Origin of the sequence: Ralstonia sp. GX3-BWBA (assembly GCF_003290055.1) — a bacterium.
GTDB classification, from domain to species: domain Bacteria; phylum Pseudomonadota; class Gammaproteobacteria; order Burkholderiales; family Burkholderiaceae; genus Ralstonia; species Ralstonia holmesii.
Map to the genome: position 1 here is coordinate 718,450 of NZ_QMKS01000009.1, position 24,755 is coordinate 743,204.

The 24,755-nt window shown below is 65.2% G+C and carries 19 protein-coding genes; 13 read left to right on the plus strand and 6 right to left on the minus strand.

Annotated features, from left to right (window positions below; genetic code table 11):
- The first annotated feature begins 5 nt into the window (after positions 1 to 5).
- Positions 6 to 764, plus strand: a complete 759-nt coding sequence (locus tag DOD19_RS10945; RefSeq protein ID WP_112185469.1) for a slipin family protein — start codon at positions 6 to 8, stop codon at positions 762 to 764.
- A 6-nt stretch (positions 765 to 770) separates the two neighbouring features.
- On the opposite strand, the gene DOD19_RS10950 is transcribed toward DOD19_RS10945, so the two are convergent.
- The 3 genes from DOD19_RS10950 to DOD19_RS10960 all read right to left on the minus strand — a co-directional run bounded on the left by DOD19_RS10950 (position 771) and on the right by DOD19_RS10960 (position 5,266).
- Positions 771 to 2,879: a TonB-dependent siderophore receptor gene (locus tag DOD19_RS10950; protein ID WP_112185471.1), complete on the minus strand. Its 2,109-nt coding sequence runs from the start codon at positions 2,877 to 2,879 to the stop codon at positions 771 to 773.
- 234 nt (positions 2,880 to 3,113) lie between these two features.
- Positions 3,114 to 4,154: a purine nucleoside permease gene (locus DOD19_RS10955; RefSeq protein ID WP_112185473.1), complete on the minus strand. Its 1,041-nt coding sequence runs from the start codon at positions 4,152 to 4,154 to the stop codon at positions 3,114 to 3,116.
- The gene (locus tag DOD19_RS10960; protein ID WP_024976299.1) at positions 4,151 to 5,266 is read right to left on the minus strand and encodes a hypothetical protein; all 1,116 of its coding nucleotides are present in this window, start codon (positions 5,264 to 5,266) and stop codon (positions 4,151 to 4,153) included. Before DOD19_RS10960 ends, DOD19_RS10955 begins: the two co-directional genes overlap by 4 nt.
- Before the next feature lie 412 nt (positions 5,267 to 5,678).
- On the opposite strand from DOD19_RS10960, the gene DOD19_RS10965 reads away from it, so the two are divergent.
- Positions 5,679 to 7,499 (plus strand): glycosyl transferase, encoded by a 1,821-nt coding sequence (locus DOD19_RS10965; protein ID WP_112185475.1) that lies wholly within the window; start codon positions 5,679 to 5,681, stop codon positions 7,497 to 7,499.
- A 78-nt stretch (positions 7,500 to 7,577) separates the two neighbouring features.
- Here the strand turns inward: DOD19_RS10965 and alaS are convergent, their stop codons facing one another.
- Positions 7,578 to 10,232 (minus strand): alanine--tRNA ligase, encoded by a 2,655-nt coding sequence (gene alaS / locus DOD19_RS10970; protein WP_024976301.1) that lies wholly within the window; start codon positions 10,230 to 10,232, stop codon positions 7,578 to 7,580.
- Positions 10,233 to 10,438: 206 nt separating this feature from the next.
- Here alaS and DOD19_RS10975 point away from each other — a divergent pair, with 206 nt between their 5' ends.
- The 10 genes from DOD19_RS10975 (at position 10,439) to DOD19_RS11020 (ending at position 19,749) form a co-directional block, all read left to right on the plus strand.
- Entirely contained in the window at positions 10,439 to 11,659 is a 1,221-nt protein-coding gene (locus DOD19_RS10975; RefSeq protein WP_024976302.1) for a CaiB/BaiF CoA-transferase family protein, read from the plus strand.
- Positions 11,660 to 11,691: 32 nt separating this feature from the next.
- Positions 11,692 to 12,144, plus strand: a complete 453-nt coding sequence (locus DOD19_RS10980) for a DUF2214 family protein (RefSeq protein WP_112185477.1) — start codon at positions 11,692 to 11,694, stop codon at positions 12,142 to 12,144.
- Positions 12,145 to 12,439: 295 nt separating this feature from the next.
- On the plus strand, positions 12,440 to 12,862 hold the full coding sequence (locus tag DOD19_RS10985; RefSeq protein ID WP_239498006.1) for a tripartite tricarboxylate transporter TctB family protein: 423 nt from the start codon (positions 12,440 to 12,442) through the stop codon (positions 12,860 to 12,862).
- Between the two features lie 19 nt (positions 12,863 to 12,881).
- Complete coding sequence (locus DOD19_RS10990; RefSeq protein ID WP_112185479.1) at positions 12,882 to 14,384, plus strand: tripartite tricarboxylate transporter permease; 1,503 nt, start codon at positions 12,882 to 12,884, stop codon at positions 14,382 to 14,384.
- 191 nt (positions 14,385 to 14,575) lie between these two features.
- Positions 14,576 to 15,574, plus strand: coding sequence for a triacylglycerol lipase (locus DOD19_RS10995; protein ID WP_024976306.1), 999 nt, complete (start codon positions 14,576 to 14,578; stop codon positions 15,572 to 15,574).
- Positions 15,575 to 15,627: 53 nt separating this feature from the next.
- Positions 15,628 to 16,650, plus strand: coding sequence for a lipase secretion chaperone (locus DOD19_RS11000; RefSeq protein ID WP_235193172.1), 1,023 nt, complete (start codon positions 15,628 to 15,630; stop codon positions 16,648 to 16,650).
- A 62-nt stretch (positions 16,651 to 16,712) separates the two neighbouring features.
- Positions 16,713 to 18,443 (plus strand): glutamine--tRNA ligase/YqeY domain fusion protein, encoded by a 1,731-nt coding sequence (locus tag DOD19_RS11005; RefSeq protein ID WP_112185480.1) that lies wholly within the window; start codon positions 16,713 to 16,715, stop codon positions 18,441 to 18,443.
- Between the two features lie 44 nt (positions 18,444 to 18,487).
- On the plus strand, positions 18,488 to 19,051 hold the full coding sequence (locus DOD19_RS11010) for a YceI family protein (RefSeq protein WP_024976309.1): 564 nt from the start codon (positions 18,488 to 18,490) through the stop codon (positions 19,049 to 19,051).
- Between the two features lie 16 nt (positions 19,052 to 19,067).
- Positions 19,068 to 19,289, plus strand: coding sequence for an RNA-binding S4 domain-containing protein (locus DOD19_RS11015; RefSeq protein ID WP_024976310.1), 222 nt, complete (start codon positions 19,068 to 19,070; stop codon positions 19,287 to 19,289).
- A 76-nt stretch (positions 19,290 to 19,365) separates the two neighbouring features.
- Positions 19,366 to 19,749 (plus strand): MAPEG family protein, encoded by a 384-nt coding sequence (locus tag DOD19_RS11020; protein WP_024976311.1) that lies wholly within the window; start codon positions 19,366 to 19,368, stop codon positions 19,747 to 19,749.
- A 62-nt stretch (positions 19,750 to 19,811) separates the two neighbouring features.
- Here DOD19_RS11020 and DOD19_RS11025 read toward each other — a convergent pair whose 3' ends face one another.
- Both DOD19_RS11025 and DOD19_RS11030 read right to left on the minus strand, forming a co-directional pair.
- Positions 19,812 to 21,134 (minus strand): DUF3999 domain-containing protein, encoded by a 1,323-nt coding sequence (locus tag DOD19_RS11025; RefSeq protein ID WP_112185482.1) that lies wholly within the window; start codon positions 21,132 to 21,134, stop codon positions 19,812 to 19,814.
- The gene (locus tag DOD19_RS11030; protein WP_112185484.1) at positions 21,131 to 23,992 is read right to left on the minus strand and encodes a DUF2339 domain-containing protein; all 2,862 of its coding nucleotides are present in this window, start codon (positions 23,990 to 23,992) and stop codon (positions 21,131 to 21,133) included. Before DOD19_RS11030 ends, DOD19_RS11025 begins: the two co-directional genes overlap by 4 nt.
- A gap of 170 nt (positions 23,993 to 24,162) precedes the next feature.
- Here DOD19_RS11030 and DOD19_RS11035 point away from each other — a divergent pair, with 170 nt between their 5' ends.
- Positions 24,163 to 24,714 carry a YaeQ family protein gene (locus DOD19_RS11035; RefSeq protein ID WP_024976314.1) on the plus strand — a complete coding sequence of 184 codons (552 nt, stop codon included), beginning with the start codon at positions 24,163 to 24,165 and terminating at the stop codon, positions 24,712 to 24,714.
- Positions 24,715 to 24,755 lie beyond the last annotated feature (41 nt).

Below are 24,755 nucleotides of genomic sequence, written 5' to 3' on the forward strand. Positions count from 1 at the left end.
AGAATATGGTCTACGGATTTTTCAGTGCAGGCGGCCTGATCTTCCTGGCCGTGCTGCTGGTCATCTCGTCGTTTCGGGTGCTGCGCGAATACGAGCGCGGCGTGGTGTTCCTGCTCGGCCGCTTCTGGCGCGTGAAGGGGCCAGGGCTGGTGCTCATCGTGCCGGCCATCCAGCAGATGGTGCGCGTGGACTTGCGCACGGTGGTGATGGACGTACCACCCCAGGATGTGATCTCGCACGACAACGTATCGGTCAAGGTCAATGCGGTGGTGTATTTCCGTGTAGTCGATCCGGAGCGCGCCATCATTCAGGTGGCCAACTATCTTGAAGCGACAAGCCAGCTCGCGCAGACCACGCTGCGCGCCATCCTCGGCAAACACGAGCTGGATGAGATGCTGGCCGAGCGCGAAAAGCTCAACCTCGACATCCAGAAGGTGCTCGACATCCAGACCGACCCGTGGGGCATCAAGATCGCGAACGTGGAGATCAAGCACGTCGACCTGAACGAATCGATGATCCGCGCCATCGCCCGCCAGGCCGAGGCCGAACGCGAACGCCGCGCCAAGGTCATCCACGCGGAAGGCGAGCTGCAGGCATCGGAAAAGCTGCTGGAAGCCGCGCGCATGCTGGCCCAGCAACCCGAGGCAATCCAGTTGCGCTACCTGCAGACGCTCACGCAGATCGCCGGTGACAGAAGTTCGACGATTGTCTTTCCGCTGCCGATGGATGTGCTGGGCGCAGTGAAGAAAGCCGCCGGCGGCTGACACGCATCACAGATCGATCTTCATGCCGAGCTTGAAGAGCCGTGGCGCGCCCATCGACAGACGGTTGTTGCCGGCGCCCGCCCAGTAGCGCTTGTCGGTCAGGTTGTCGACATTGAACTGCAGCGTTGCCCGCTTGCCCGAGACGCGCGTCACGTAACGCACGCCTGCACTGAAGAGCGTCGTGCCGCCCAGCTCTGCCTGGTTGGCATCATTCACAGGGCGCGGGCCAAGGTAATAGGCGCCTGCATTGAACGAGACCGAACGCAGCATCGGTAGCGTGTATTCCGCAAAGACGCTGGAGGTGCTGCGCGGCGTGTTCTCCGGCGTTTTTCCGTCGAGGCCGTTACCGACACCGCGGAACTTCGCGTCCGTCCAGCCTGCGGAGGCCAGCAGCGACAGGTCCTTGGTGACGCGGCCTTGGGCGGTCAGCTCGATACCGCGAATGCGCTCGCGCCCATCCTGCACGAAGACGTTCGCGTCGTTGGTGTAGCTCGCGGCGCGGTCGATGTCGTACACGGCAGCGGCGAGCTGTGTGCCGGCTGGCGTCTCGTAGCGCACGCCCACCTCCTTCTGTTCCGACAGCGCAGGCGGCATGGCCACATTGGCGTTGGCGGCCGTGTTGGGCGCGCGCGCACCGGCTTCCAGGCCCTGCGCGTACGACGCGTATGCCGACAGCGCCGGCGTGAACTTGTAGATGACCGCGCCCAGCGGCGTGGTCTTGCTGGCCTCGTACCGGTTGGGCGCCTGCTCGCTGGTGTAGCGCGTGTAGCGCAGGCCCGCGATCACCTGCCAGTGCTGCGACAGCGTCATGCGATCCAGCGCGTAGACCCCCGTATCCACGGCGCGCTGCTCTGCGGTGACGCCCGTGCCGGTGGTGGGCAACCAGCCGAGATCCACGGGGTTGTACAGATTCTGCGCGCCTGAAAAACGGTCCGAGTACACGGCCGCCTGGCGCATGTCGGATCGCGCAATGCCGAAGGTCAGGTCATGCGTGATCCAACCCGTTTTCCCGGTACCGGAGATGTCGGCACGCACGTGGCTGGTGTTCCAGCGGCCGCTCTGGCGCTGGCCAGAGACTGTGCCGGCGCCCGTCACCGCGTTGGTCAGGCGAAATTCCGAGAACGCCCGCGTGCGCGCCGTCTCCGACATGCCGCCTTCCACCGTCAGCAGCCACGTATCGGCGAGCGCGTAATCGGCACGCAGCAACGCATTGGTGTTGTTGCCGTCAAAGTCGGCCCACCCCGGCGCAATGCGTTTGGCCGGGTCGGGCATGGCCGGCAAGGTGATGACGCCGTTCTTGGCGGCGGGCAGCGTCACCACCGATTGTTCGGTGATGACCTTGCGCGAGTATTCCACGTCGGCCTTCAGGCTCAGGCGGCTGTTGACCTTCCAGTCGAAAGCCACGGCGGCAAGCTGGCGCGTACCGTCAATGCCGCTTGTTGGCGACTGCAGCGAGCCGCCCGCCGCATTGAAGCGCAGGCCGTACTGATTGTTTTCACCAAAGCGGCGCCCCACGTCGAGCGTGCCGACCACGGTGCCATTGCTGTCGAACTGCATGCCCAGCGTAGTGACCGGCGTGTTGCCCGCCCGCTTGGTGACGAGGTTCACTACCCCGCCCGGAGTCGTATAGCCGTAATACAGCGCCGACACGCCCTTGAGCACCTCCACGCGCTCCTTGTCCTCAAGCGGGATGGCCGTGAGCGCCGGAAGCGGCATCGAGCCGTTGAAGCGGAAATTGGTGCGGTTCTCCAGCGTCACGCCGCGAATGGCGAGGTTATCGAACGTCTCGCCCGAAAGCTGCTGGCGCGTCACGCCGGCCGTGTTGCGCAGGGCGTCGTACAGCGACGTGTCCTGCTGCGCGTCGAGCGCCTCGCGCGTGACCACGTTCACGGTGGCAGGGATATCGCGCAACGCCATGCCCCGAAACGCGCCGACCTGCGCCGTGCTGGCCGCAAAGCCGCGCTGACTGCCCGCAGTGACGGTCGTCTCATTCAGGTCGACCGTGGCGGCACCTGTGGCCGGCGGGCTCTCTTCGGCATGCGCCCATGTGGAAACGGCAAGAGGAATGGCGGCGAGCGCGCAGGAGAATGCGCGGGCCGCGAGATGACGGTTCATCGCAGGCAACAGGGTCGATCAGGATTAGCGAAACCGGACGCGCGGACATGCGCTGAGAGAAGAGAAAACGCGCCGCAAAACATCACGCGGCGCGTCGATCCGTTGGCTGGCAGGTGGCAACCCGCTGGCTCGCCCGGCAAGAGCGATGGTCAGCGGTCAGGCAAGTTACCCGTCGCCACCCATCAAATGAGAATGATTCGCATTATATAGATTGAAATGTGATGTCAGCAACTGTTAATTCGCCGGTACCCCCTGCTTCCACTGCGGCCAGTGCTGCACGATGTCGTCCAGCAACGGCTTGGCCGCATTGACGAGATTGTGCGTGGCCGGCACGAAACCGCCCTGCTGCGCGTAGTTGATGAGCCCGTCGGAGGCGCTCTGGCCATCGTAGGGGCGATCGAAGTCGGACCCGGCACGCAGCAATGCCACGCGGCTGAGGTCGACCTTGCCGGCACGGGCGCCGCGCGTGAGCACTTCCAGTGTGGCGTTGTCCTCCTGCGCGGTCGTGCAGTACGTGCCCTTGTTGTCGGTCATCGTCTTCACCCAGTCACGCGCCCGCTGGCCAAGGTTGCGGCCGGCCCACCACGTATCTGCGGAAGCCACGTCGCACTGGATGACAGCGGGTGGCTGGTTGGCCGGCGCATAAGGGTAGTTCTTGCGGAAGGCGATGGCCTCGGGGCTGTCTTCCAGCGTCGCCGATTTCGACAGCGTGTAGGCCCGCTGCAGCAGCGTCTCGTTGAGCTGGAACACTTCGGTGCGGTAGTCCATCGGCGGCTTCTCGCCTGGGCCCTTGGTGCCGATGCCGAAGTAGCCGTATGGCCAGCCTGCCGGCATCTCGCGCGCATCGATCTCGTGCGAGAGGCCGTAATCGACCGCATACCGCGCCCACGCCGCCGAGCCCACCGTCCCCTGCGCCGGATCGATGCCCGCAATGCCGGCAATCACAAAGTAGGTGTGCGAGAGGTCCAGCTTGCTGCGATAGAGCAACGCGGAAATCGTCGATGCGGCATTCGCATAGCCCATGCCCGTGGTGACCTGGCAGATGCCGTCGTAGTTGCACAGCATGTTGGGCGCGCCGGACGACAAGCCGGAGATGTAGACCTTCTCCTTCAGGTCGTAGCGGTCGATGAACGGCTGTGCCTCGCCCTGGAACATGTTGATGACGATGACCTTGACGCCATCGAACGCACAGCTGTTCAAGGTCAGCGCTGCGGCACCAACCGCACAGAGCTTGGCGATGGATCGCATGGGGGTCTTGAGTCGGGAATCGATCATGGCGAGGGCACTCCGTGTTTCCACACGCTCCAGCGCGTGACGATCTCATTGACCAGCGGACCGCCCGCCAGATACAGGTTGTTGAGCGACGGCACGAACCCGCCCGAGTTGCTGTTGACCAGCGAGTCATACGGCGTCTGCCCCGGATACGGCCGGTCGAAGTTCGATGCAGTGCGCAGCACGGCCACACGCTGCAGGTCGAGCAGGCCTGCCTTGGAGCCACGCGTGAGCGCCTCGAACGTGGCGTTGTCTTCCTGCTGCGTTGTGCAGTACGTGCCCTGCCCGTCCGTCAGCAGCTTGACCCATGCCGCTTCGCGCTCGCCCAGCTTGGCGCCGTGCCAGTACGTGTTGCCCGCAGCGGTGTCGCATTGCACGACGGATGGCGGCTGGTTGGCCGGTGCGCTCGGGTAGTTGGCGCGATAGGCGCGTGCAGTTGCGTTGTCGTCCAACACCGCGCCCTTGGAAAGCGCCAGTGCCTTCTGTAGCAGCGCCTCGTTCACGCGGAAGACTTCGGTCTTGTAATCCAGCGGCGGCTTCTGCCCCGGGCCCTGTGTGTTGATGCCGATGAAGCCGTTGGGCCAGTTGGCGGGCACCTCGCGCGCATCGATCTCCCACGCGATGTCGCTGTCGACCAGGAAGCGCGCCCACGCAGCGCTGCCAAGCGTGCCCTGCGACGGGTCGATCCCGGCAATGCCCGCCACAAGGAAGTACGTGCGCTGCAGATCAAACTTGCCGCTGTAGATCAGCGCCGACACCGACGACGCGGCATTCGCCTTGCCCATGCCCGTGGTGAGCTGGCAGACGTCGCTGGCGTTGCAATGCACGTTCGGGTAATCGATCGACAGGCCCGGCACCGGCACGTCTTGCGTCAGGCCAAGCTTGTCGATCCACGGCTGCGCCTCGGGCGCGAACATGCTGATGATCAGCACCTTGACCTTGCGCGCGTGCGACTCCGGCGCAAGTTGCGCAACCGGCTGTGTCGATGCACCGACGCCGGCCGCCAGCAAAGCGCCAACCGCGACGGCACGCGCCAATCGTTTGCCTTTGCGCCCGAGCAGCCGGTGCGGCGGCTGCGGTGGCGGGGCGTCGACCTTGTCAGATAGGACGCTCATGGTTCTCCTCGGATTTGGGGATAGGGATGGGATCAACCCGTGCTGTGGGGAACAGCACGCGCCACCGATGCAAATTGCCTGCCAAGCGGCACACAATCCCTACGCAATCGGCAACGTTTTCCCGGTATAGGCCATGGCGGGGCCTGTCTCCAGCCGGGCCGCGTTCCCGAGCTTGTTCTCACGGCGCAGACAAGCCCCAACGCGGGGCGCGCCGTGCCCTGAAAGCCGCGCGGCCTGCCCCACGGCAATCCGTTGCTCAGGTTTGTGAGGCGCCGCTCAGGGTCTCCGTAAGTTGTGCGTGATGTACTGCACACCGCCCCACCCGGACCGGATCGGGGCGTTCTGTCTGTCATCCAAGCCGATCGGCCCGCCACCTTCCGGGCCGCATCCAGCAAACCGGAAACCTCGCACCATGCAGGAACCCACACGCCCTGGACGGCGGAGCGCACACACGCCCGCCGCGACCACGCACGTGCGTGACTTCACAGCAAATCCTGCCCTGCTCGCCTCAGGTGGGGTGATCGCACCCGCGGCCCCATCAGTGCGCGCGTGGCCATGGCAAGCGTTGCGCAAATGGCTTCTCGTCGCGTTGATCGCCTGCGCCTACCTGCTGCCCGGCACCCTCGGCCACGACCCATGGAAGCAGGACGAAACCTATACGTTCGGCATCGTCCAGCACATGGTGGAAACCGGCGACGCGATCGTGCCGGTCAGCGCCGGCCAACCCTTTGTCGAGAAGCCACCGCTCTATGCGTGGACGGCCAGCGCGCTGGTCTGGCTGCTGGCGGACGTGCTGCCCGCGCATGACGCCGCGCGGCTCGCGAGCGCGCTGTTTGCCGGACTGGCCCTTGCGTTCACCGCGCGGCTCGCGCGGGCGACGACAGGTGCATCTTCATGGACAGACGCGCGCGTGCTGGGCACAGTGGCGCTGTGCGCAGGCTCGCTGATCGTCGTCAAGCACGCGCACGAGATGATCACCGACGTGGCGTTGCTGGCTGGCACTGCCATCGGCTTCTGCGGGTTGTTCGAATGCGCGCTGCCGGCAACGCGTTCACGCGGCTCCGCATGGCTGCTTGGCATCGGTATGGGAATGGCGTTGCTGGCCAAGGGCGTATTCATCCCGCTGGTGTTCTGCATCACCATCGCCAGCGCGTGCGTGCTGCTTCCCGCGTGCCGCAGTCGCGCGTTCGCAAAACAACTCGGCACCGCGGCACTCGTCTTCCTTCCATTCGCCACGATCTGGCCGACGCTCCTCTACCTACGCGCGCCGGACCTCTTCCATGTCTGGTTCTGGGACAACAACATCGGCCGCTTCCTGGGCTTTTCCGTACCCGTGCTGGGCGCGGAGAACGACGATCCGTTCTACGTCTGGCATTCATTGCTGACCATCGGGTTTCCAGCCGGCCCACTCGCGCTCGTCGCACTGGTTGGCGGCGCGTGGCGTGATTGGCGTACACCGCGTGTGGCGCTGCCATTGGCGTTCGCGGCCGTGGGGCTGCTTGCACTCCAGGTCTCGGCGACAGCCCGCCCGCTGTATCTGCTGCCGTTCATCGTACCGCTGGCGATGCTGGGCCAGCAGGCGATCGCACGGCTGCCGACGCGCCCGCACGCCGTGTGGGACTACTTCAGCCGCGCGCTGTTCGGCAGCATCGTGCTGCTTGCGTGGCTGCTATGGGCCGTCATGACGGAAAGCGCATCGCGTGCAGGCCTGCTCTGGCTCGACCGCTGGTTACCGGTCGACTGGATCTTGCCGATTCACCCCACGCTGGTGGCCGCAGCACTCGCCCTGACAGGGGGATGGATCTGGCTGCTGCCACGGCTGAAACAAGCCGGCGCATGGCGCGGTGCACTGTCGTGGGCAGCCGGCGCCCTGGTCGGCTGGGGGTTGATCGGTACCCTCCTGCTGCCCTGGTTGGACGAGGCCAAGAGCTATCGCTCCGTGTTCGACAGTCTCAGTGCCAAGCTGGCGCCGGCATGGCGCACCGATGATTGCATGGCGAGCCTGCATCTGGGCGAATCGGAAGCGCCCATGCTGCGCTACTTCACCGGCATCCTCCACCAGCCCGTTGCGCAATCCACCGCGCACAATTGCCGATGGCTGATCGTCCAGGACAGCCATTCGCACGCGCGAACGCCCGGAGATGAGTGGACCTTGTTCTGGTCGGGCGCGCGCCATGGCGATCGGAATGAACGGCTGCGCGTCTTCCGGCTGGAAACTACGCCGCCTCGCTGATCGCCCCAAAACAAAACGGCGCGCGCCCCGTTGCCGGGAACGCGCGCCGTTCAGCGCATCCGATGCGAAGGCGTTACATCAGACCTTCTGCTGCACCCAGGCTGCCACACCGGCCAGCGCCTGCGGCAGGTTGTCCGGCTCCGTGCCGCCGGCCTGCGCCATGTCCGGGCGGCCGCCGCCCTTGCCGCCGACCTGCTGGGCGACAAAGTTGACCAGTTCGCCAGCCTTGACCTTGCCCGTGGCGTCAGCCGTCACGCCGGCGATCAGCGCGACCTTGCCGTCAGTCACGCTGCCCAGCACGATGGCCGCGGTCTGCAGCTTGTCCTTGAGCTTGTCCATGGTCTCGCGCAGCGTCTTGGCATCGGCGCCATCCAGCTTTGCGGCCAGCACCTTGATGCCGGCAACGTCCACCGCCTGGCTCACCAGTTCGTCGCCCTGGCTTGCGGCCAGCTTCGACTTCAGGCGCTCCAGCTCCTTCTCCAGCGTCTTGACCTGATCCTGCACCTGGCCGATACGCTGCGTCAGTTCCGACGGCTGCGCACGCAGTGCGGCGGCCGCTTCGTTGATGCGCGTATCGAGCGTCTGCAGGTAATGCAGCACGTTGTCGCCGGTGATCGCTTCCACGCGGCGGATGCCGGCTGCAACGCCCGATTCGCTCACGATCTTGAACAGGCCGATGTCGCCCGTGCGCGCCACGTGCGTGCCGCCACACAGTTCCCTCGACGAACCAATCGACAGCACGCGCACTTCATCGCCGTACTTCTCGCCAAACAGGGCCATCGCGCCATTCTTGACCGCATCGTCAAAGCCCATGAGCTGGGCGCTCGTCGCAGCGTTGGCGAAGATTTCTGCGTTCACGCGGGCTTCCACTTCGCGAATCTGCAGCGGCGTCATCGGCGCGTTGTGCGAGAAGTCGAAGCGTGTCTTTTCCGCATCGACCAGCGAGCCCTTCTGCTGCACGTGGCTGCCCAGCACTTCACGCAGGGCTTTGTGCATCAGGTGGGTGGCCGAGTGGTTGCGCATGGTGCGCGCACGGCGCACGGCGTCCACTTCCGCCGCCACGGCATCGCCAACCTTCAGCACGCCGGTGCGCAGCTCGCCGTGGTGGCCGAACACTTCCGGCTGCACCTTGAGCGTGTCGGCCACGTCAAACCAGACGGTCGCGGCCTTGAGCGTGCCCTGGTCGCCAACCTGGCCGCCCGATTCCGCATAGAACGGGGTGTGGTCCAGCACCACCACGCCGGTCTGGCCCGGGTGCATTTCCTGCACCGACGCACCGTCCACAAACAGCGCCGTCACACGCGCGGTTTCGCGCACGAGCTGGTCGTAGCCGTGGAAGGTGGTCTTGTCGCCGGTGTAGTCGAGCGTGCCGGCGACCATCTTGAACTTGCCGGCCGCGCGTGCCTGCTCGCGCTGGCGGTTCATGGCGGCGTCAAAGGCGGCTTCGTCGACGATCACGTCGTTCTCGCGGCAGACGTCTTGCGTCAGGTCCAGCGGGAAACCGAAGGTGTCGTGCAGCTTGAAGGCGAGTTCGCCGTCGAGCATCCGCTCTTTCCCATCCTGGCCCGACGTCTTCAGCTCACCCAGCGCAGCGTCGAGGATCGACATGCCGTGCTCGATGGTCTCGAAGAAGCGGGCTTCTTCCGTGCGTAGCACCTCGACCACGCGGTCGCGCGCCTCGCGCAGTTCCGGATAGGCTTCGCCCATCTGCGCCACAAGATCGTCCACGAGCTTGTGGAAGAACGCAGCGCGGCAGCCCAGCTTGTAGCCGTGGCGGATGGCGCGGCGGATGATCCGGCGCAGCACGTAGCCGCGGCCTTCATTGCCCGGGATCACGCCGTCGACGATCAGGAACGAGCACGCGCGAATGTGGTCGGCAATCACGCGCAGCGAGTTGTTGGCCAGATCCTTGGTGTTGGTCTCGCGCGCAGCCGCTGCGATGAGCGCCTGGAACAGATCGATCTCGTAGTTGCTGTGAACGTGCTGCAGGATTGCAGCCAGACGCTCCATGCCCATGCCGGTGTCGACGCACGGTGCGGGCAGCGGGGTCAGCGTGTATTCGCCGGTCGCCGGATCGAGCTGGCGATCGAACTGCATGAACACGTTGTTCCAGATTTCGATGTAGCGGTCGCCGTCGGCTTCCGGGCTTCCCGGGGGGCCGCCCCATACGTCCGGGCCATGGTCGTAGAAGATTTCCGAGCAGGGGCCGCACGGGCCGGTTTCGGCCATCTGCCAGAAGTTGTCGGAGGCGTACGGTGCGCCCTTGTTGTCGCCGATGCGCACGACGCGCTCCGGCGGCAGGCCGATCACCTTGGTCCAGATGTCGTAGGCCTCATCGTCGGTCTGGTAGACGGTGGCCCACAGCTTGTCGGCCGGCAGCTTGTATTCCTGGGTCAGCAACTCCCACGCCCACACGAGTGCATCGCGCTTGAAGTAGTCGCCAAACGACCAGTTGCCCAGCATTTCGAAGAACGTATGGTGACGCGCCGTATAGCCGACGTTTTCCAGGTCGTTGTGCTTGCCGCCGGCGCGCAGGCAGCGCTGCACGGAAGCCGCACGCACGTACGGGCGCTTGTCGGTACCAAGGAAGACGTCTTTGAACTGCACCATGCCGGAGTTGGTGAACAGCAGCGTCGGGTCGTTGCCCGGCACCAGCGGCGAGGAGCGCACCACGGTGTGGCCCTTGCCCTCAAAGAAGGTCAGGAATTTTTGGCGGATATCGGAGGCTTTCATGTCGCGGGGTGCCGGAGTCAGCATTGCGCCTCGGAGCATCCGCTCCTGAGCGCCTTGGATTAGTGCAAACCGTTGATTATACGGGGTTCGCAACCCGGTCGCGTCCATTCTGCGCCGCATTTTCCCCGGTTGGTCGCATGGGGCTGCGGCCCTGCCGGGGCGTGGTGTAGAGTGCACCCGTTCCAATCGTGTCGATTCGTCAATCCATGGGCGCTCTGAGCCATCTCCGTGTTCTCGACCTGACCCGCGTGCTTGCCGGCCCCTGGTGCGCGCAGAATCTTGCCGATTTCGGCGCCGACGTCATCAAGGTCGAACGCCCCGGCGCCGGCGACGACACGCGCACATGGGGCCCGCCGTGGCTCAAGGACGAAGCGGGCAACAACACCGCCGAAGCCGCTTATTACCTCGCGGCCAATCGAAACAAGCGCTCGATCACCGTCGATATCAGCACGCCCGAGGGCCAGGACATCGTCCGCAAGCTCGCGGCACATGCAGACGTGGTGCTCGAAAACTACAAGGTCGGCCAACTCAAGAAATACGGGCTCGACTACGCATCGCTCAAGGCGGTAAAGCCGGACCTTGTCTACTGCTCCATCACGGGCTTCGGCCAGACCGGCCCTTACGCCGCGCGCGCCGGCTACGACTTCATCGTGCAAGGCATGGGCGGCTTCATGAGCCTGACCGGCGAGCGCGACGACCTGCCCGGCGGCGGCCCGCAGAAGGCCGGCGTGGCCATTTCGGATTTGATGACCGGCATGTACGCCACCGTGGCCGTGCTGGCCGCCCTTGCCCATCGTGACCGCACCGGCGAGGGCCAGTACATCGACATGGCGTTGCTCGACGTGCAGGTCGCGATGCTGGCGAACATGAACACGAACTATCTGGCCAGCGGTCAGGCACCCAAGCGCTGGGGCAACGCGCACCCGAACATCGTGCCGTATCAGACGTTCCAGGCCGCCAACGGCTGGATCATCGTGGCAGTCGGCAATGACGGCCAGTTTCGCCGCTTTGTCGAAGCCGGCGGCATGCCCGAACTGGCCGACGACCCGCGCTTTGCCACCAACCCGCAGCGCGTAGCCAACCGCGACGTGCTGGTGCCGATCCTGGCCGAGATGGTCAAACGCTTCGGCAAAGGCGAATGGATCGACAAGCTCGAAGCCGCCGGCGTACCGTGCGGCCCGATCAACTCGCTCGACGAGGTGTTCGACAACGAGCAGGTGCAGGCGCGCGGACTGCGCGTCGACCTGCCTCACCCGAGCGCCGGTAACGTCAAGCTGGTCGGCAGCCCGGTCAAGATGAGTGCCACGCCACCCAAGGCCGCTAGCCACCCGCCGCTGCTGGGCGAACACACCGAAACCGTGCTGCGCGACGTGCTCGACTTCTCACCCGAGCAGGTCGAAGCACTGCGCGCGCAAGGCGTCATCTAATCGCAACTTCTTCCACCCAAGACGAGGTCCTCATGTGGCTTGATGCGTTGCTGGCTTACCTGCATTACATCTCGATCTTCACGCTGATCGTCTTTCTCACCGCCGAGGCCGTGGTGCTGCGCCCGGACATGACGCCCGAGACGCGCAAGCGCCTGGCGCGTTATGACGCCGTGTTCGGCTTTGCCGCGCTCGCGGTACTGATAACAGGGTTGCTGCGCGTGGTCTACGGCGCCAAAGGCTACGCGTTCTACGTCCACAACCCGGTATTCCACGTCAAGGTTGGCCTGTTCGTCCTGATCGGGCTGATGTCGATCATTCCGACCGTCAACATCCTGCGCTGGAAGAAGCAAGGCAAGACCTTGCCCGACTTCGTGCCCACACCTGCGGAAATTGCGAAAACGCGGCGTTGGGTCATGATCGAGTCGCACCTGATCATCTTCATTCCGCTGGCGGCTGTGTTGATGGCGCGCGGTATCGGCATGTAAATGCACAGGGCCGCGCAACCGCATTGCTCGGCCCCAAGTTTTCCCCCAGGCAACGCTAGGGACAAACCCTGAACCGTTTGCCTAGGCGCCGCGCGAGGCCATGAGAACGCCCGCCTTCCCCTCCGCAAGGTGCTTGAAAGCCGGTCTGCTTAGCGTGCAAACTTGGCCGGCTTACAAGGCATAAGTCGGCCTGCCATAACCGGCGCTGCACGCCACCCCGAGGAGACCAGACTTGCAGAACGATCCACAAGGTCGTCCGGTGATCCGCAGTCACCAGGACTTTGCATCCGGCGTCATGTTCATCGTCGCCGGTGCGGCGTTTGCCATTCTGGCGCGCAGCTACCGCATGGGTACGGCCAGCAGCATGGGCCCGGGCTATTTCCCGTTCTGGCTGGGCGTTGTGCTCGTCCTGCTGGGCGTGGTGCTGGTCGTGCAATCCCTCTCGCGCAAGGGCGTGGTCGATCGCATTCCGCGCTGGGACGTCAAAACGCTGCTGTGGGTTCTCGGCTCCGTGGTGCTGTTCGGGCTGCTGCTGCAACCGCTTGGGCTGGTGCTCTCGATTGTGGTGCTCGTGCTGGTCTCCAGCATGGCTAGCCACGAGTTCACGCTCAAGGGCGCCGCCGGCACCGCCATCGTGATGGTGGTGATGAGCCTCGCGGCCTTCGTCTACGGGCTCAAGCTGCAGTTTCCGGTGTGGCCTGCCTTCATCGGCAATTGAGCGGGACGCGGACGACACCATGGACCTCTTTGCCAATCTCGCGCTCGGCTTCTCCACCGCGCTCTCCATACAGAACCTGATCTACGCGTTCATTGGCTGCGTGCTCGGTACGCTGATCGGCGTGCTGCCGGGCCTTGGCCCCATCGCCACGATTGCGATGCTGCTGCCCGCCACATACGCGCTGCCTCCGGTGGCCGCGCTGATCATGCTGGCCGGCATCTACTACGGTGCGCAGTACGGCGGCTCCACCACAGCCATCCTCGTCAACCTGCCGGGCGAATCTTCGTCTGTCGTCACGACCATCGACGGCTACCAGATGGCACGACGGGGGCGCGCAGGCGTGGCGCTGGCCACGGCGGGCCTCGGCTCGTTCTTCGCAGGCTGCGTGGCAACGCTGGTACTGGCAGCGTTTGCCACGCCGCTGTCGGAATTCGCTTTCAACTTTGGGCCGGCGGAGTATTTCTCGCTGATGGTGCTGGGCCTGATCGGGGCGGTGGTGCTGGCCTCGGGCTCGCTGATCAAGGCAATTGCGATGATCGTGCTGGGCTTGCTGCTCGGTCTGGTCGGCACCGATGTGAACTCAGGCACCGCGCGTTATTCGTTTGACGTGCCGGAGTTGGCCGACGGGCTGAACTTCGTGTCGGTGGCGATGGGCGTGTTCGGCTTTGCCGAGATCATCGCCAACCTCGAGCAGAAGGAGCACCGCGAAACCTTTGTCGAGCACGTGCGCAACCTCTGGCCCAGCCGCGAAGACTTCAAGCGCATGATCCCGGCCGTGCTGCGTGGCACGGCGCTCGGCTCGCTGCTGGGCATCCTGCCCGGCGGTGGCGCGACGCTGGCGTCGTTCGCGTCGTACTCGCTGGAGAAGAAGACGTCGAAGTATTCACACGAGTTCGGCAAGGGCGCCATCGAGGGTGTGGCTGGTCCGGAATCGGCCAACAACGCTGCCGCGCAGACATCCTTCATTCCGTTGCTCACGCTGGGCATTCCTCCCAATGCGGTGATGGCGCTAATGGTGGGCGCGATGACCATCCACAACATCCAGCCCGGCCCCCAGGTGATGACCAGCAACCCCGCGCTGTTCTGGGGCCTGATCGCCTCGATGTGGATCGGCAACCTGATGCTCATCGTGCTGAACCTGCCGATGATCGGCGTGTGGGTGCGTCTGTTGAAGGTGCCCTATCGCTTCCTGTATCCGGCCATCCTGGTGTTCTGCTGCATCGGCGTGTATTCGGTCTCGAATACGACGTTCGATATCTTCCAGACGGCGCTCTTCGGATTGATCGGCTACATGTTCGTGAAGCTGCGCTGCGAACCGGCGCCAATGCTGCTCGGCTTCGTGCTCGGGCCGATGATGGAAGAGAACTTTCGCCGTGCGCTGCTGCTCTCGCGCGGGGATTTCTCTACCTTCGTCACGCGGCCGCTGTCGCTGGGGCTGCTGATTGCGGCGAGCATCCTGGTCTTGCTGGTGGCGCTGCCGGCCATCAACAGAAAACGCGAGGAAGCGTTTCAAGAAGAATAAGAACGGCGACGTTGCTGCATCGCACCCTACGAAACCGGGGGCCCGCCCTCCGGTTTTTGTTTGCGCACGCGGCAACGCAGCATTAGAGCCAAACCTCCACTCCAGTTGACGTTGGACGCGGCGCTTCGGATAACGGAGGGCGATCGGCCCGTAGAGGTCGACCACCAATCCAATGTCCAGGAGACAACCGAATGTCACAGACTTCCCTGCTCCATGCTGTCTATGGATCAGCGCGCAGCTTCCTGCGCACGCACGCTGCAGCCGCCGTCTTGGCCACATCCGCCCTCACTTTGGTTGCGGCCGCGCCCGCTCAAGCCGCCAGCACGTATGCCGCCACCAAGTACCCGATCGTGCTGGTGCATGGTCTCTCGGGCACCAGCAAGTTCCTCGGCGTGGTCGATTACTGGTACCAGATCCCCGAAGACCTGCGCGCCAACGGCGCCAATGTCTATGTGGCCGATGTATCTGCTTTCAACGATGAAACCGTGCGCGGCGAACAGCTCGTCAGCCAGATCCGCAGCGTGCTGGCCACCACGGGCGCCGCCAAGGTCAACCTCATTGGACACAGCCAGGGCGGACTGACATCGCGCTATGCAGCCGCCGTGGTACCGAACCTCGTGGCCTCCGTCACCACCATCGGCACGCCCCACAAGGGGTCAGAGTTTGCGGACTTTGTGGAGTCGACACCCGCTCCGTTCCAAGCGCTCGTGAACCTCGGCGCGGACGTATTCGGCTCGGTGCTCGGCTGGTTCAACGGCAACAGCAATCCGCAGAATGGTTTTGCGGCGCTGCATATCCTGTCGACGTCGGGCGCCGCCGATTTCAACAAGGCATTCCCGAGCGCGGGCCTGGCCAGCGGGTGCAACACCGGCAGCGCCACCGACGTGCGCAACGGCAACGTGCAGAAGCTGTATTCGTGGACGGGCCGCTCCACCGCCACCAACCTTCTCGACGTGTTTGATCCGGTGCTGGTGTTCAGCGGCGGCGTCATGCAGGCGCGCGGCTCGGGAACAAACGATGGGCTCGTCTCCGTGTGCAGCGCGAAGTTCGGGCAGGTCTTGTCGACGGATTACGCGTGGAATCACCTCGATGAGGTCAACCAGTTGCTTGGGCTGATCGGCTGGGGCGCAGCGGACCCCGTTGCGGTGATTCGTACACAAGCCAATCGACTGAAGACGGCAGGCCTCTAACCCTCCACGCGCTGAACGCCACGATGAAGCCCCAATCGCCATCGATACAACCCATGACGTTTGTTGTTGCCGTGCTGGTGGCGGTGTCGGTCGCGGGCGGGGTCTACTGGTGGCACACGTCAGATGCGCCGCAGACCCCTGCGGCATCGCAGCCGCAGGCGGCCAAGGGCGCATTCATCGGCAGTGTGGGCGGCGAACCGTTGACGGCGGGCGCGCCGGCACCCGAGCTGGCCGACACACAGGCGCCGGACGGCCTGCACGTCGATGCACACGGCCACCTCATCGTCGAAGCCGCCAACCGCGCGGTGTTCGACTACTTCCTCGACGTGCCCGCGTCGCTGCCCGAAGCGCAGCGTGTGTCGATGGCTGAGGCGCATCTGCGCGCCAAGCTGGTCACGCCGGCGCTGGCGGAGGCGCAATCGCTGCTGCAGCACTACCTCGCCTATCGCAAGGCAGCGGCAGAACACGGCGGCGCAAGCCGCAACAAGCCGAGCGTAGAACAAGTCCAGCAGCGCCCCGAGCTGATCGCCACGCTGCGCCAGCAGTTGAGCGAGCGCACCGCGCAGCGCCGCCAATACCTGGGGGCGGACGTCGCCCAGGCCTGGTACGGCGATGACGACGCGATGGACGCCGCCGCGCTGGACCGCCTGGCCGTGATGGCCGACCCGTCGCTCACGCCGGAACAGCGCGCGGCCAGGATCGCCGCCATCGATGCCAACCTGCCGCCCTCGGTGCAGCAGGCGCGCCGCGATGCCTCTGCTCCCCTCAAGCTCGCCAGCGACATGGAAACGTGGACGAAGCAAGGCATGAGCGAGGCCGAGATGCGCCAGCGCCTGTCAGCCCGGGGCGTGGACAGCCTCGTGGCCGACCGCCTGATCCAGGGCAACCGCGAAGAAGCCGACTGGCGCAGCCGCTACGACACCTACACCCACGAACGCGATCGAATCAACGCCTTTACTGGCCTGTCGGAAGCCGATCGCGCAGCGCAAATCGCGCAACTGCGTCAGCAGACGTTCACCGCCTCGAATGAGCTGTTGCGCGCACAGGCGCTCGACGGTCTGGCCCAGCGCAAATAGCGTCCAGGGGCGTAGACCGCCGGGCACGGTAAAATCACGGGATTGCCGAATCACGCACTCCCATGAGCCAAGACAACGCCGCCGCCCCCACGTCCAACTTCCTGCGCCAGATCATTGACGGCGACCTCGCGCAAGGCACCTACGCCAATCGCCAGGACGCCACGGGTCAGCCGATCCCGCCGGTGGTCACGCGCTTTCCGCCGGAGCCCAATGGCTACCTGCACATCGGTCACGCCAAGAGCATCTGGGTGAACTTCGGCATGGCCAAGGATTACAACGGCCGCTGCCACCTGCGCTTTGACGACACCAACCCCGTCAAGGAAGACACCGAATACGTCGATTCCATCATCGACGCCGTGCACTGGCTCGGCTATTCGTGGAACGACGCCGGCGGCGAGCATCTCTATTACGCCAGCGACTATTTCGAGCAGCTCTACGGTTTTGCTGAAGTGCTGATCCAGCGCGGCGCGGCCTACGTCGACAGCCAAAGCGCCGAGCAGATCGCCGCCAACCGGGGCGACTTCACCCGCCCGGGCACGCCATCGCCTTTCCGTGATCGCTCGGTGGACGAAAACCTGGCGCTGTTCCGCGATATGCGCGCGGGCAAGTACAAGGATGGCGAACTGGTGCTGCGCGCCAAGATCGACATGGCCGCGCCCAATATCGTGATGCGCGATCCGGTGCTGTACCGCATCCGCCATGCGCATCACCACCGCACCGGCGACGCGTGGTGCATCTACCCGATGTACGACTTCACGCATTGCATTTCCGATGCGCTGGAGAACATCACCCATTCGCTGTGTACGCTCGAATTCGAGAACAACCGCCCGCTGTACGACTGGGTGCTCGACCACCTGCGCGACGCCGGCGTGCTGCCCGCGCCGTTGCCGCATCAATACGAATTCGCGCGCCTGCACCTGACGTATGCCATCACCAGCAAGCGCAAGCTGCTGCAACTGGTGACGGAAAACCGCGTCGACGGCTGGGACGACCCGCGCATGCCGACGCTCGTTGGCATCCGCCGCCGCGGCTATACGCCGGAATCGATCCAGCTCTTCTGCGAACGCGTTGGCGTGTCGAAGGCTGACAGCTGGATCGACATGAGCATCCTGGAAGGCGCCGTGCGCGACGACCTCGATGCCCGTGCGCCGCGCTCGGTGGCCGTGCTGGACCCGGTCAAGCTGGTGCTCGACAACGTGCCGGCCGATTTCAATGAGCCGTGCTCCGCACCCGTGCATCCGAAGCAGCCCGAACTCGGCCGCCGCGAATTTCCGCTCACACGTGAGCTGTGGATCGAGCGTGAGGACTTTACCGAGACGCCGCCCAAGGGCTACTTCCGCCTCTTCCCGGGCAACAAGGTGCGCCTGCGATACGGCTATGTGATCGAATGCACCGGCTGCGACAAGGATGCCGCCGGCAACATCACCGCCGTGCACGCCAACATCATTCCGGACACGAAGAGTGGCACGCCGGGTGCTGACAGCGTGAAGGTGAAGGGCAACATCCACTGGGTGAGCGTCGCACATGCGCTGGAAGCTGAAGTGCGCCTGTACGACCGCCTGTTCAGCGACCCGCAACCGGATTCGGGCGACAAGAACTTCCTGGATGCGCTCAACCTGGACTCCAAGAAGATCGTCACGGCCTACCTGGAGCCGACGCTGGCAACGGCCAAGGCGGAAGACCGCTTCCAGTTCGAGCGCCATGGCTACTTTGTGGCTGACCGCACCGACTCGCAACCGGGCAAGCCCGTGTTCAACCGCGTGGTCGGCCTGAAAGACAGCTGGGGCAAGTAAACACGGGCCCATGCGCGCCATGGGCCTCTGATATCGGAGGCATCATGCGTGCATGGATCCTATTGCTGGCCGGGTTGTTCACCACTCCCGCCTTCGCCACGTCATTTGCGCCAGACCTGACGCACACATCGGTTTACTTCGGCGCATCGCACTTCGATCGCAGCACAATGCGCGGCCGCTTCGACAAGATCGACGGCGCCATCAACTTCGATGAAGCCACCAACCAGGGCGGCATCGATTTCACCGTCGATGCTGCATCCGTCAACACGGGCCTGCGAGTGCTGGACGGTGTGCTGAAATCCGAGCAGTTTCTCGACGCGGCGCAGTATCCGGTCATCCGCCTGCGCAGCGACCGCTTTGTCGTGGAAGGCGGCAAGCTTGCCGCCATCGAGGCCAAGCTGACGCTGCACGGCGTGACGCAGCCTGTGCGGCTGGAGGCGCTCCGCTTCAGTTGTGGCGACGAGAAGATGCCCGGCAGCACACGCCACGTCTGCGGGGGCGATTTCCACCTCTCCATTGCCCGTAGCGCCTTCGGCATGACGCGCTTTCTGCCCGACGTGGGCGACCGCGTCGACCTCGACATCAGCGTGGAAGCCACGCCTCAATAAACCTCGCAATCCATCCATGCCCAATATTGATTTCGCCCTGACCACCGAATACATCGAGCTGCACAAGCTGCTCAAGCTCACCGGCGTGGTGGACAGCGGCGGCGCCGGCAAGGCTGTGGTCGCCGATGGCGCGGTCACGGTCGACGGCCAACCGGAGCTGCGCAAGACGGCCAAGATTCGCGCAGGCCAGGTAGTCATGCTCGGGGATGTGCGCATTGCCGTGCAGGGTGTCGACTAGCGCCTCAGGTGTTTGAAAACGCACCTTATGCTAGGGTGCGGCACCCTCACAACCATCCACATCCAGGAGACTGACCATGCCGATCGCCCTCTGGTGCGTTCTGGTGGCAGCGGTGTTGCCGATCGTGTGCGTCGGCATCGCCAAGGCCAAAGGCCCGCGGTACGACAACCGCAATCCGCGCGCGTGGCTTGCACAGCAAACCGGCGCAGCGGGCCGTGCCGCAGCCGCACAGCAGAATCACTTTGAAGCGTTTCCGTTCTTTGCGGTGGCTGTGCTGGTGGCCATCCTGGGCGGCGGCGTCATCGACCGCATCAACCTGCTGGCCATCGCGTTCATCGTGGTACGCGTGCTGTACACGGTGTGCTATCTCGCCAACTGGGCACCGCTGCGTTCGCTGATGTGGTTTGCGGGCTTTGCCTTGTGCGTTGCGCTGTTCGTTCAACCCGCCTTCGCGCACTGAACATCCGCTCTGCCAACAAAAACGGCGCCCAGGTGGCGCCGTTTTCTTTTGAGCAAGGTCGATTACGTCGATGCATCCGGCGGTACGGCCGGCGCGCGGAACAACCGCCAGGCCATGCCGCCCAGCACCGCCACCGCCGCCAACAGCGCGCCCCACAGAACCCACTGGCGCTTGCGGCCGCCCGGGGGCTCTGCCGTCAGCGCGTCGGCAGGCGAATCGCTCATCGCGCCAAGTTGTGCCTGCGCAATGGCAGGCGACGCACCCGCGAGCAAATCCGCCCGTGCGACCGGATTGCCGCGCGCCACTTCCGCCACCGCCAGCATGAACGGCACATTACCGCGCGCCGCATACGTGACCGTGGCCGGACGCCAGCCGATTGCCAACTGCGGCGCGCCGGCACCCAGGCCACCGCTGCGCGTGTCGACCTGCAGACGCCAATAGCGCTCGCCCGTCGCAGGCACGGTGATGGCCGCATTTTCCTGCTCCCCCTTCCCGTCGGCCCCCGCCAGCCGGAACAGGCGCGCGGAAGTCACTGGCCGCCAGGGCGCCTGGGCATCGGCACGCGCATACAGCGTCGCCTGCGCGACGGTGTTGGCTTGCGGCAGGTGGATCTTCACGCGTTCGACCGGGAACACGCCGCCGGTATCGAAGTCGTAATCGCCGGCGGCGGGCGTTTGCACTGGCGCCAGACCTGAGCGCCACTGGATGGCGTTATCCGCAAGCGCCACCGGCGCACCGGCGGCCAGCTCCGCACGCACCGCATCCGGCACAGGCGGCTTGCCTTGCCACGTCAGGCGCAAGTATTTCGCCCGTAGCCCCGTGAACTCGATGCGATCCTGCACCAGCGTGCTGCCCTGATTGGACAGGCGGAACAGCGTGGCCTGGGCGACGGGGCTCCAGTGCTGCAGGTCATCGCTGGCCTGCACGCTCACACCGCTCTGGAATTCCGCAGCGGGCAGCGCAACGATCAGCGCCGTCACCGTGTCACGAAGCTGGCTGAGGTCGACCACCCACGCACGGACAGACGCCTGAGATAGCTGGACGCCCGTTGCGCGCAGCACGCCATCGGTACCGAGCACGACACCAGCGGCACCCGGTTTCTGCACATCGTCGATGGGCGTGGCGAACCAGTGCACGTCGTGCAATGTGCGAGCCTGTGGCGCCGGATCGCGCGGGATATCGATGGTGAACGGCACGGGCTCGCCGTCGCCATTGAGGATGCGCAGATCAGCCAGGCTGGCCTCGTGCGCATGGGCGTAGACGTCTTCGCTGAGCGTGACGGCGTAGTAAGGGGCGCCGGGCGTGCCGGTCAACGCAAAGCGCTCGGCCCAGGCCGGCGCAGACAACAGCGATGCCGCAGCCATCGCAAGAACAACCTTCTTCACAGAACCTCCCCGGTTTCAGCTTCGGCGCTGGTTTTGGGCTTCGGCGGCAACGGCGACAGATAGCCGATCAGCAACAGCAGCACGCCAATACCGATGAATGACACGATGCGCTCGACACCCGTGACGCGCGACAGATCGAACAGGAACAGCTTGACCACCGTCACGCCCAGCAGCGCCCCACCGGTGAACCACAGCGCGCGGCTGGCGCGCCGCGTGGCAAACACCATCACGGCCAACGCCAGCACCGTCCAGAACATCGACAGCGACGCCTGCACCAGCATTGAGGCGCCCAGATCGTCCAGCGTGTACGGCACATGCGCCCAATGGTGCAACGTGCGCAGCAGCACCGCGTTGGCCCAGATGAACAGCGTCGCGCCGATGGCGTAGCCGATCACCATCGGCTCAGGCACAAGCTTCTGCAGCGCCACGCGGCGCATCCACAACGCGATGGCGAAGAAGACCAGCAGTTGCGCGACGTCCAGCGGATTGAGAATCGGCAGGTAGAACAGCGGCGCGGCATTGCCATCGCTGGCGGCGCTCGCCAAGCTCCACAGCCACAGCAGGGCAGCCAGTGGCGCGGCACCCCATAGCAGGTAGGCGCGTTCGAAGCGGGTGATGGGCCAGCGGATGCGCCAGCCTGCGCCCGCCAGCAGGGCAAGCAACGCGCCGTAGGCATAGGCCCAGGCGGCGAAGCTCCAGGTGCCCTCGGGCACGTAGGCATCGAGGCGCCAGTAGCCTTCCGTCGCGAGTACGCCGCAGATCAGCCAGAACAGCACGGTATGCAGCGGCGCGAGGATGGTGTCCTTCACGTCGCGCTCCTGGCGGCGCAACAGCACGAAGGTCAGCACCACAGCCGCAATCCACACCAGCCCGCCCCAGCCGGCCAGCGGTGACGGCACCCAGTGCTCGATCGCAGCCAGCGAAACCAACGCGAGCACCGGCGACAACGCCAGCGCAGGCCATTCGGCCAGCGCCCAATCGAGCTTGCGACGCAGGCCGTGCGCAGCCCACGCCGTCAGCACGGCGAAGGCCGCATACAGCGGAATGTCGGGCCGGTCGACTGTCTTGCTGGCGAAGCGCCAGGCCCAGCGGTCGATCTCGTTGCTGCCGCTGCCGAGCCACCACAGCAAGCCCCACACCGACGCGACGATGCCAAGCACCGGCGCCGCCTTCAGCCATACACGCGCCTCCGCCTTGCCATGCAGGCGCCAGCCGCTGAACACGCCCGCCAGCGCAATCAATACCCCGCCGATATAGCGGCTGTTGAGCACGGCCCAGCCGTTCTGCGGCGCCCAATCGAATACCGCGTCCACGGCGAATGCTGCGCCCGCCGCGAGCTGCAGGAGCAGGCCTGCCGCCAGCGCCAGCCGACGCTGCTGGCGCACGCCCAGCCATACCACGGCGGCCCCTTCCAGCGCCCACACCGCACTGGTGGTGCGCCCGTCGAAGGCCAGCGGAATCGCCAGCGTGATGAAGATCACGCCCAGCGCGAGCATCGCCTCGTACAGCAGACCAAGGTGGGCCCGCCTGGGCGCCAGCCAGCCCGCAATTGCCAGATAGAACGCGGCCAGCGCAGTGGCGCTCCACGCCATCGCAAACGGAATGTGGTGCACCAGCCCCGCCTGCAACCCCATCGCCACCAACGGCGTGCCGAACACCAGCGTGCCGTCAACGTAGTTCGTCAGGCTGATATGACGGCGCAGCGCGGTCAGCAGCGCAATGCCCACATACATCAGGAAGAAGAGGATCAGGAACGGTTCGGTGCTCGCCAGCAACGACGGCTGATAGCGCAGCACGCCCCACGCCGTGGCAATGCCGAACGTAAAGACGAAGCCCAGCAGATTCAGCGCCCGCCACGCCCGGAACCACGCAATGGCGAAGATGCCCGCATTGAGCAGCGCGTAATAGCTGAACAGCGCCACGTGGCTGCCTTGGCCCGTCGAGATCAGGATCGGCGCGAGGAAGCCGCCCGCACTGCCCGTAAAGGCCAGCGCTGGCGCGTTCTGCTTGACGGCCAGCCCGGCGGCCAGCGCGCAGATGAGCACCAGCAGCGGAAACGCCATTGCGGGGCTGAGCAGTGGCACCACGCGCGTGGCTGCAAATACCGTCAGATACAGCACGCCGACCCCGCCGCCCTGCAGCACGAGCGCATAGCCCGGACGCTTCTCACGCAGGTGCCAGCCGATGCCCAGCAACGCAATTGCCCCGACCGCCACACCCGCCAGCCGGAATTCGACGGGCAGCAGGCTGTTGTCCGCCGCGTACTTGAGCAGGAACGCCACACCGAAGAACAGGATCAGGATGCCGACCCGCACCACGCTGTTGCCGCCCAGCAGCCAGTCGCGGGCAGCGCCGACGGCGCGCTCGACCCAATCGGGCTCGTGCGGCGCCAAGACCGGCGCGGGCTGGGGAACAGGCTGAGGCATTGGCTGCGTAGCCACCACCTGCGGTGTCGACGCAGGTACGGCAGGCGTCTCCACCGGTGGCAACGCCTCGGCCACGATCGGCGGCGCCTCAACGGCAGCGGCCTCCACGTTGGCGGGCGCTGCAAACGTTCCACCTTTGATTTCAGCCATCTGCCGGCGCAGGAGCGAAACCTCGTGCTCAAGCTGCGCCACTCGTTCCTGCAGCGTGGCAGGCGGTGGCGACACGGCAGCCTGCGCGGGCGCATGGCTCTGCGCAGCGCCGGTTGCGCCCGGCGCGTCGGGCGGATTTGCCCACTGCGCGCTGCCCCGCTTGTCCATGTACAAAATCAGCGATGCCAGTCCCAGACCGATCAACGCCCCAAAGAACGCCCCGACGACGCCCCCCGACAGGCCTCCGAGCAACAGACCCACGATTCCGAATATCCAACGCATCGTTCTGATTGTCCTGTTTGGATAGGAAAAATATGCGCCGAATAGCGCACGCACCGCTCATATACCGCAAACCGCCGCCGTTGGGAATGCGCCAGGCCAATCCGTCAGCTTCACCGGCCCGTGCGACAATGCGCGCTTTGCCAAAAACGGCCCATCCACCGACCACCCGCATGGCCCTGAAATCCACGATCTACAAGGTCGATCTGCAGATCGCCGACATGGATCGCCACTACTACGCCAATCACGCGTTGACCGTCGCCCGCCACCCCAGCGAAAACGACGAACGCATGATGGTGCGCGTGCTCGCCTTCGCTCGCCACGCCAGCGAAACGCTTGCCTTCACGCGTGGCCTGTCCGAGCCCGACGAACCCGAACTCTGGCAGCGCGACCTGACCGACGCCATCGAACTGTGGATCGACCTCGGCAACCCCGACGACACCCGCATCCGCAAGGCCAGCAACCGCGCCGAACAAGTCGCCGTCTATACATATAGCGGCAACGCAAGCCGCGTGTGGTGGCAACAAATCGAGACCAAGATCACGCGCTTTGCCAACGTGTCGGTGTACGAAGTTGCGGCGGACACCGTGGCCGCGCTAGCCGCCATGGTGGAACGCACCATGCGTCTGCAAGTCACCATCCAGGACGGCGACATCTGGATCGCCAACGACGCCGACAACGTCCACGTCCAGATCGAAACGCTCAAGGCCGCGGACGCCGCCTGAGCCCTTTCCCCTCATCACCCACGCCACTCCACGAGGCTCAT

Excerpts from the sequence above, each read along its gene's own strand:
- DOD19_RS11020 (WP_024976311.1), top strand. The coding sequence starts at position 19,366 with ATGCCGATCGCCCTCTGGTGCGTTCTGGTGGCAGCGGTGTTGCCGATC.
- DOD19_RS11000 (WP_235193172.1), top strand. The coding sequence starts at position 15,628 with ATGACGTTTGTTGTTGCCGTGCTGGTGGCGGTGTCGGTCGCGGGCGGG.
- DOD19_RS10950 (WP_112185471.1), bottom strand. The coding sequence starts at position 2,879 with ATGAACCGTCATCTCGCGGCCCGCGCATTCTCCTGCGCGCTCGCCGCC.
- DOD19_RS11010 (WP_024976309.1), top strand. The coding sequence starts at position 18,488 with ATGCGTGCATGGATCCTATTGCTGGCCGGGTTGTTCACCACTCCCGCC.
- alaS (WP_024976301.1), bottom strand. The coding sequence starts at position 10,232 with ATGAAAGCCTCCGATATCCGCCAAAAATTCCTGACCTTCTTTGAGGGC.
- DOD19_RS11035 (WP_024976314.1), top strand. The coding sequence starts at position 24,163 with ATGGCCCTGAAATCCACGATCTACAAGGTCGATCTGCAGATCGCCGAC.
- DOD19_RS11030 (WP_112185484.1), bottom strand. The coding sequence starts at position 23,992 with ATGCGTTGGATATTCGGAATCGTGGGTCTGTTGCTCGGAGGCCTGTCG.
- DOD19_RS10980 (WP_112185477.1), top strand. The coding sequence starts at position 11,692 with ATGTGGCTTGATGCGTTGCTGGCTTACCTGCATTACATCTCGATCTTC.
- DOD19_RS10985 (WP_239498006.1), top strand. The coding sequence starts at position 12,440 with ATGTTCATCGTCGCCGGTGCGGCGTTTGCCATTCTGGCGCGCAGCTAC.
- DOD19_RS10960 (WP_024976299.1), bottom strand. The coding sequence starts at position 5,266 with ATGAGCGTCCTATCTGACAAGGTCGACGCCCCGCCACCGCAGCCGCCG.
- DOD19_RS10975 (WP_024976302.1), top strand. The coding sequence starts at position 10,439 with ATGGGCGCTCTGAGCCATCTCCGTGTTCTCGACCTGACCCGCGTGCTT.
- DOD19_RS11015 (WP_024976310.1), top strand. The coding sequence starts at position 19,068 with ATGCCCAATATTGATTTCGCCCTGACCACCGAATACATCGAGCTGCAC.
- DOD19_RS10945 (WP_112185469.1), top strand. The coding sequence starts at position 6 with ATGGTCTACGGATTTTTCAGTGCAGGCGGCCTGATCTTCCTGGCCGTG.
- DOD19_RS10955 (WP_112185473.1), bottom strand. The coding sequence starts at position 4,154 with ATGATCGATTCCCGACTCAAGACCCCCATGCGATCCATCGCCAAGCTC.
- DOD19_RS10995 (WP_024976306.1), top strand. The coding sequence starts at position 14,576 with ATGTCACAGACTTCCCTGCTCCATGCTGTCTATGGATCAGCGCGCAGC.
- DOD19_RS10965 (WP_112185475.1), top strand. The coding sequence starts at position 5,679 with ATGCAGGAACCCACACGCCCTGGACGGCGGAGCGCACACACGCCCGCC.
- DOD19_RS11005 (WP_112185480.1), top strand. The coding sequence starts at position 16,713 with ATGAGCCAAGACAACGCCGCCGCCCCCACGTCCAACTTCCTGCGCCAG.
- DOD19_RS10990 (WP_112185479.1), top strand. The coding sequence starts at position 12,882 with ATGGACCTCTTTGCCAATCTCGCGCTCGGCTTCTCCACCGCGCTCTCC.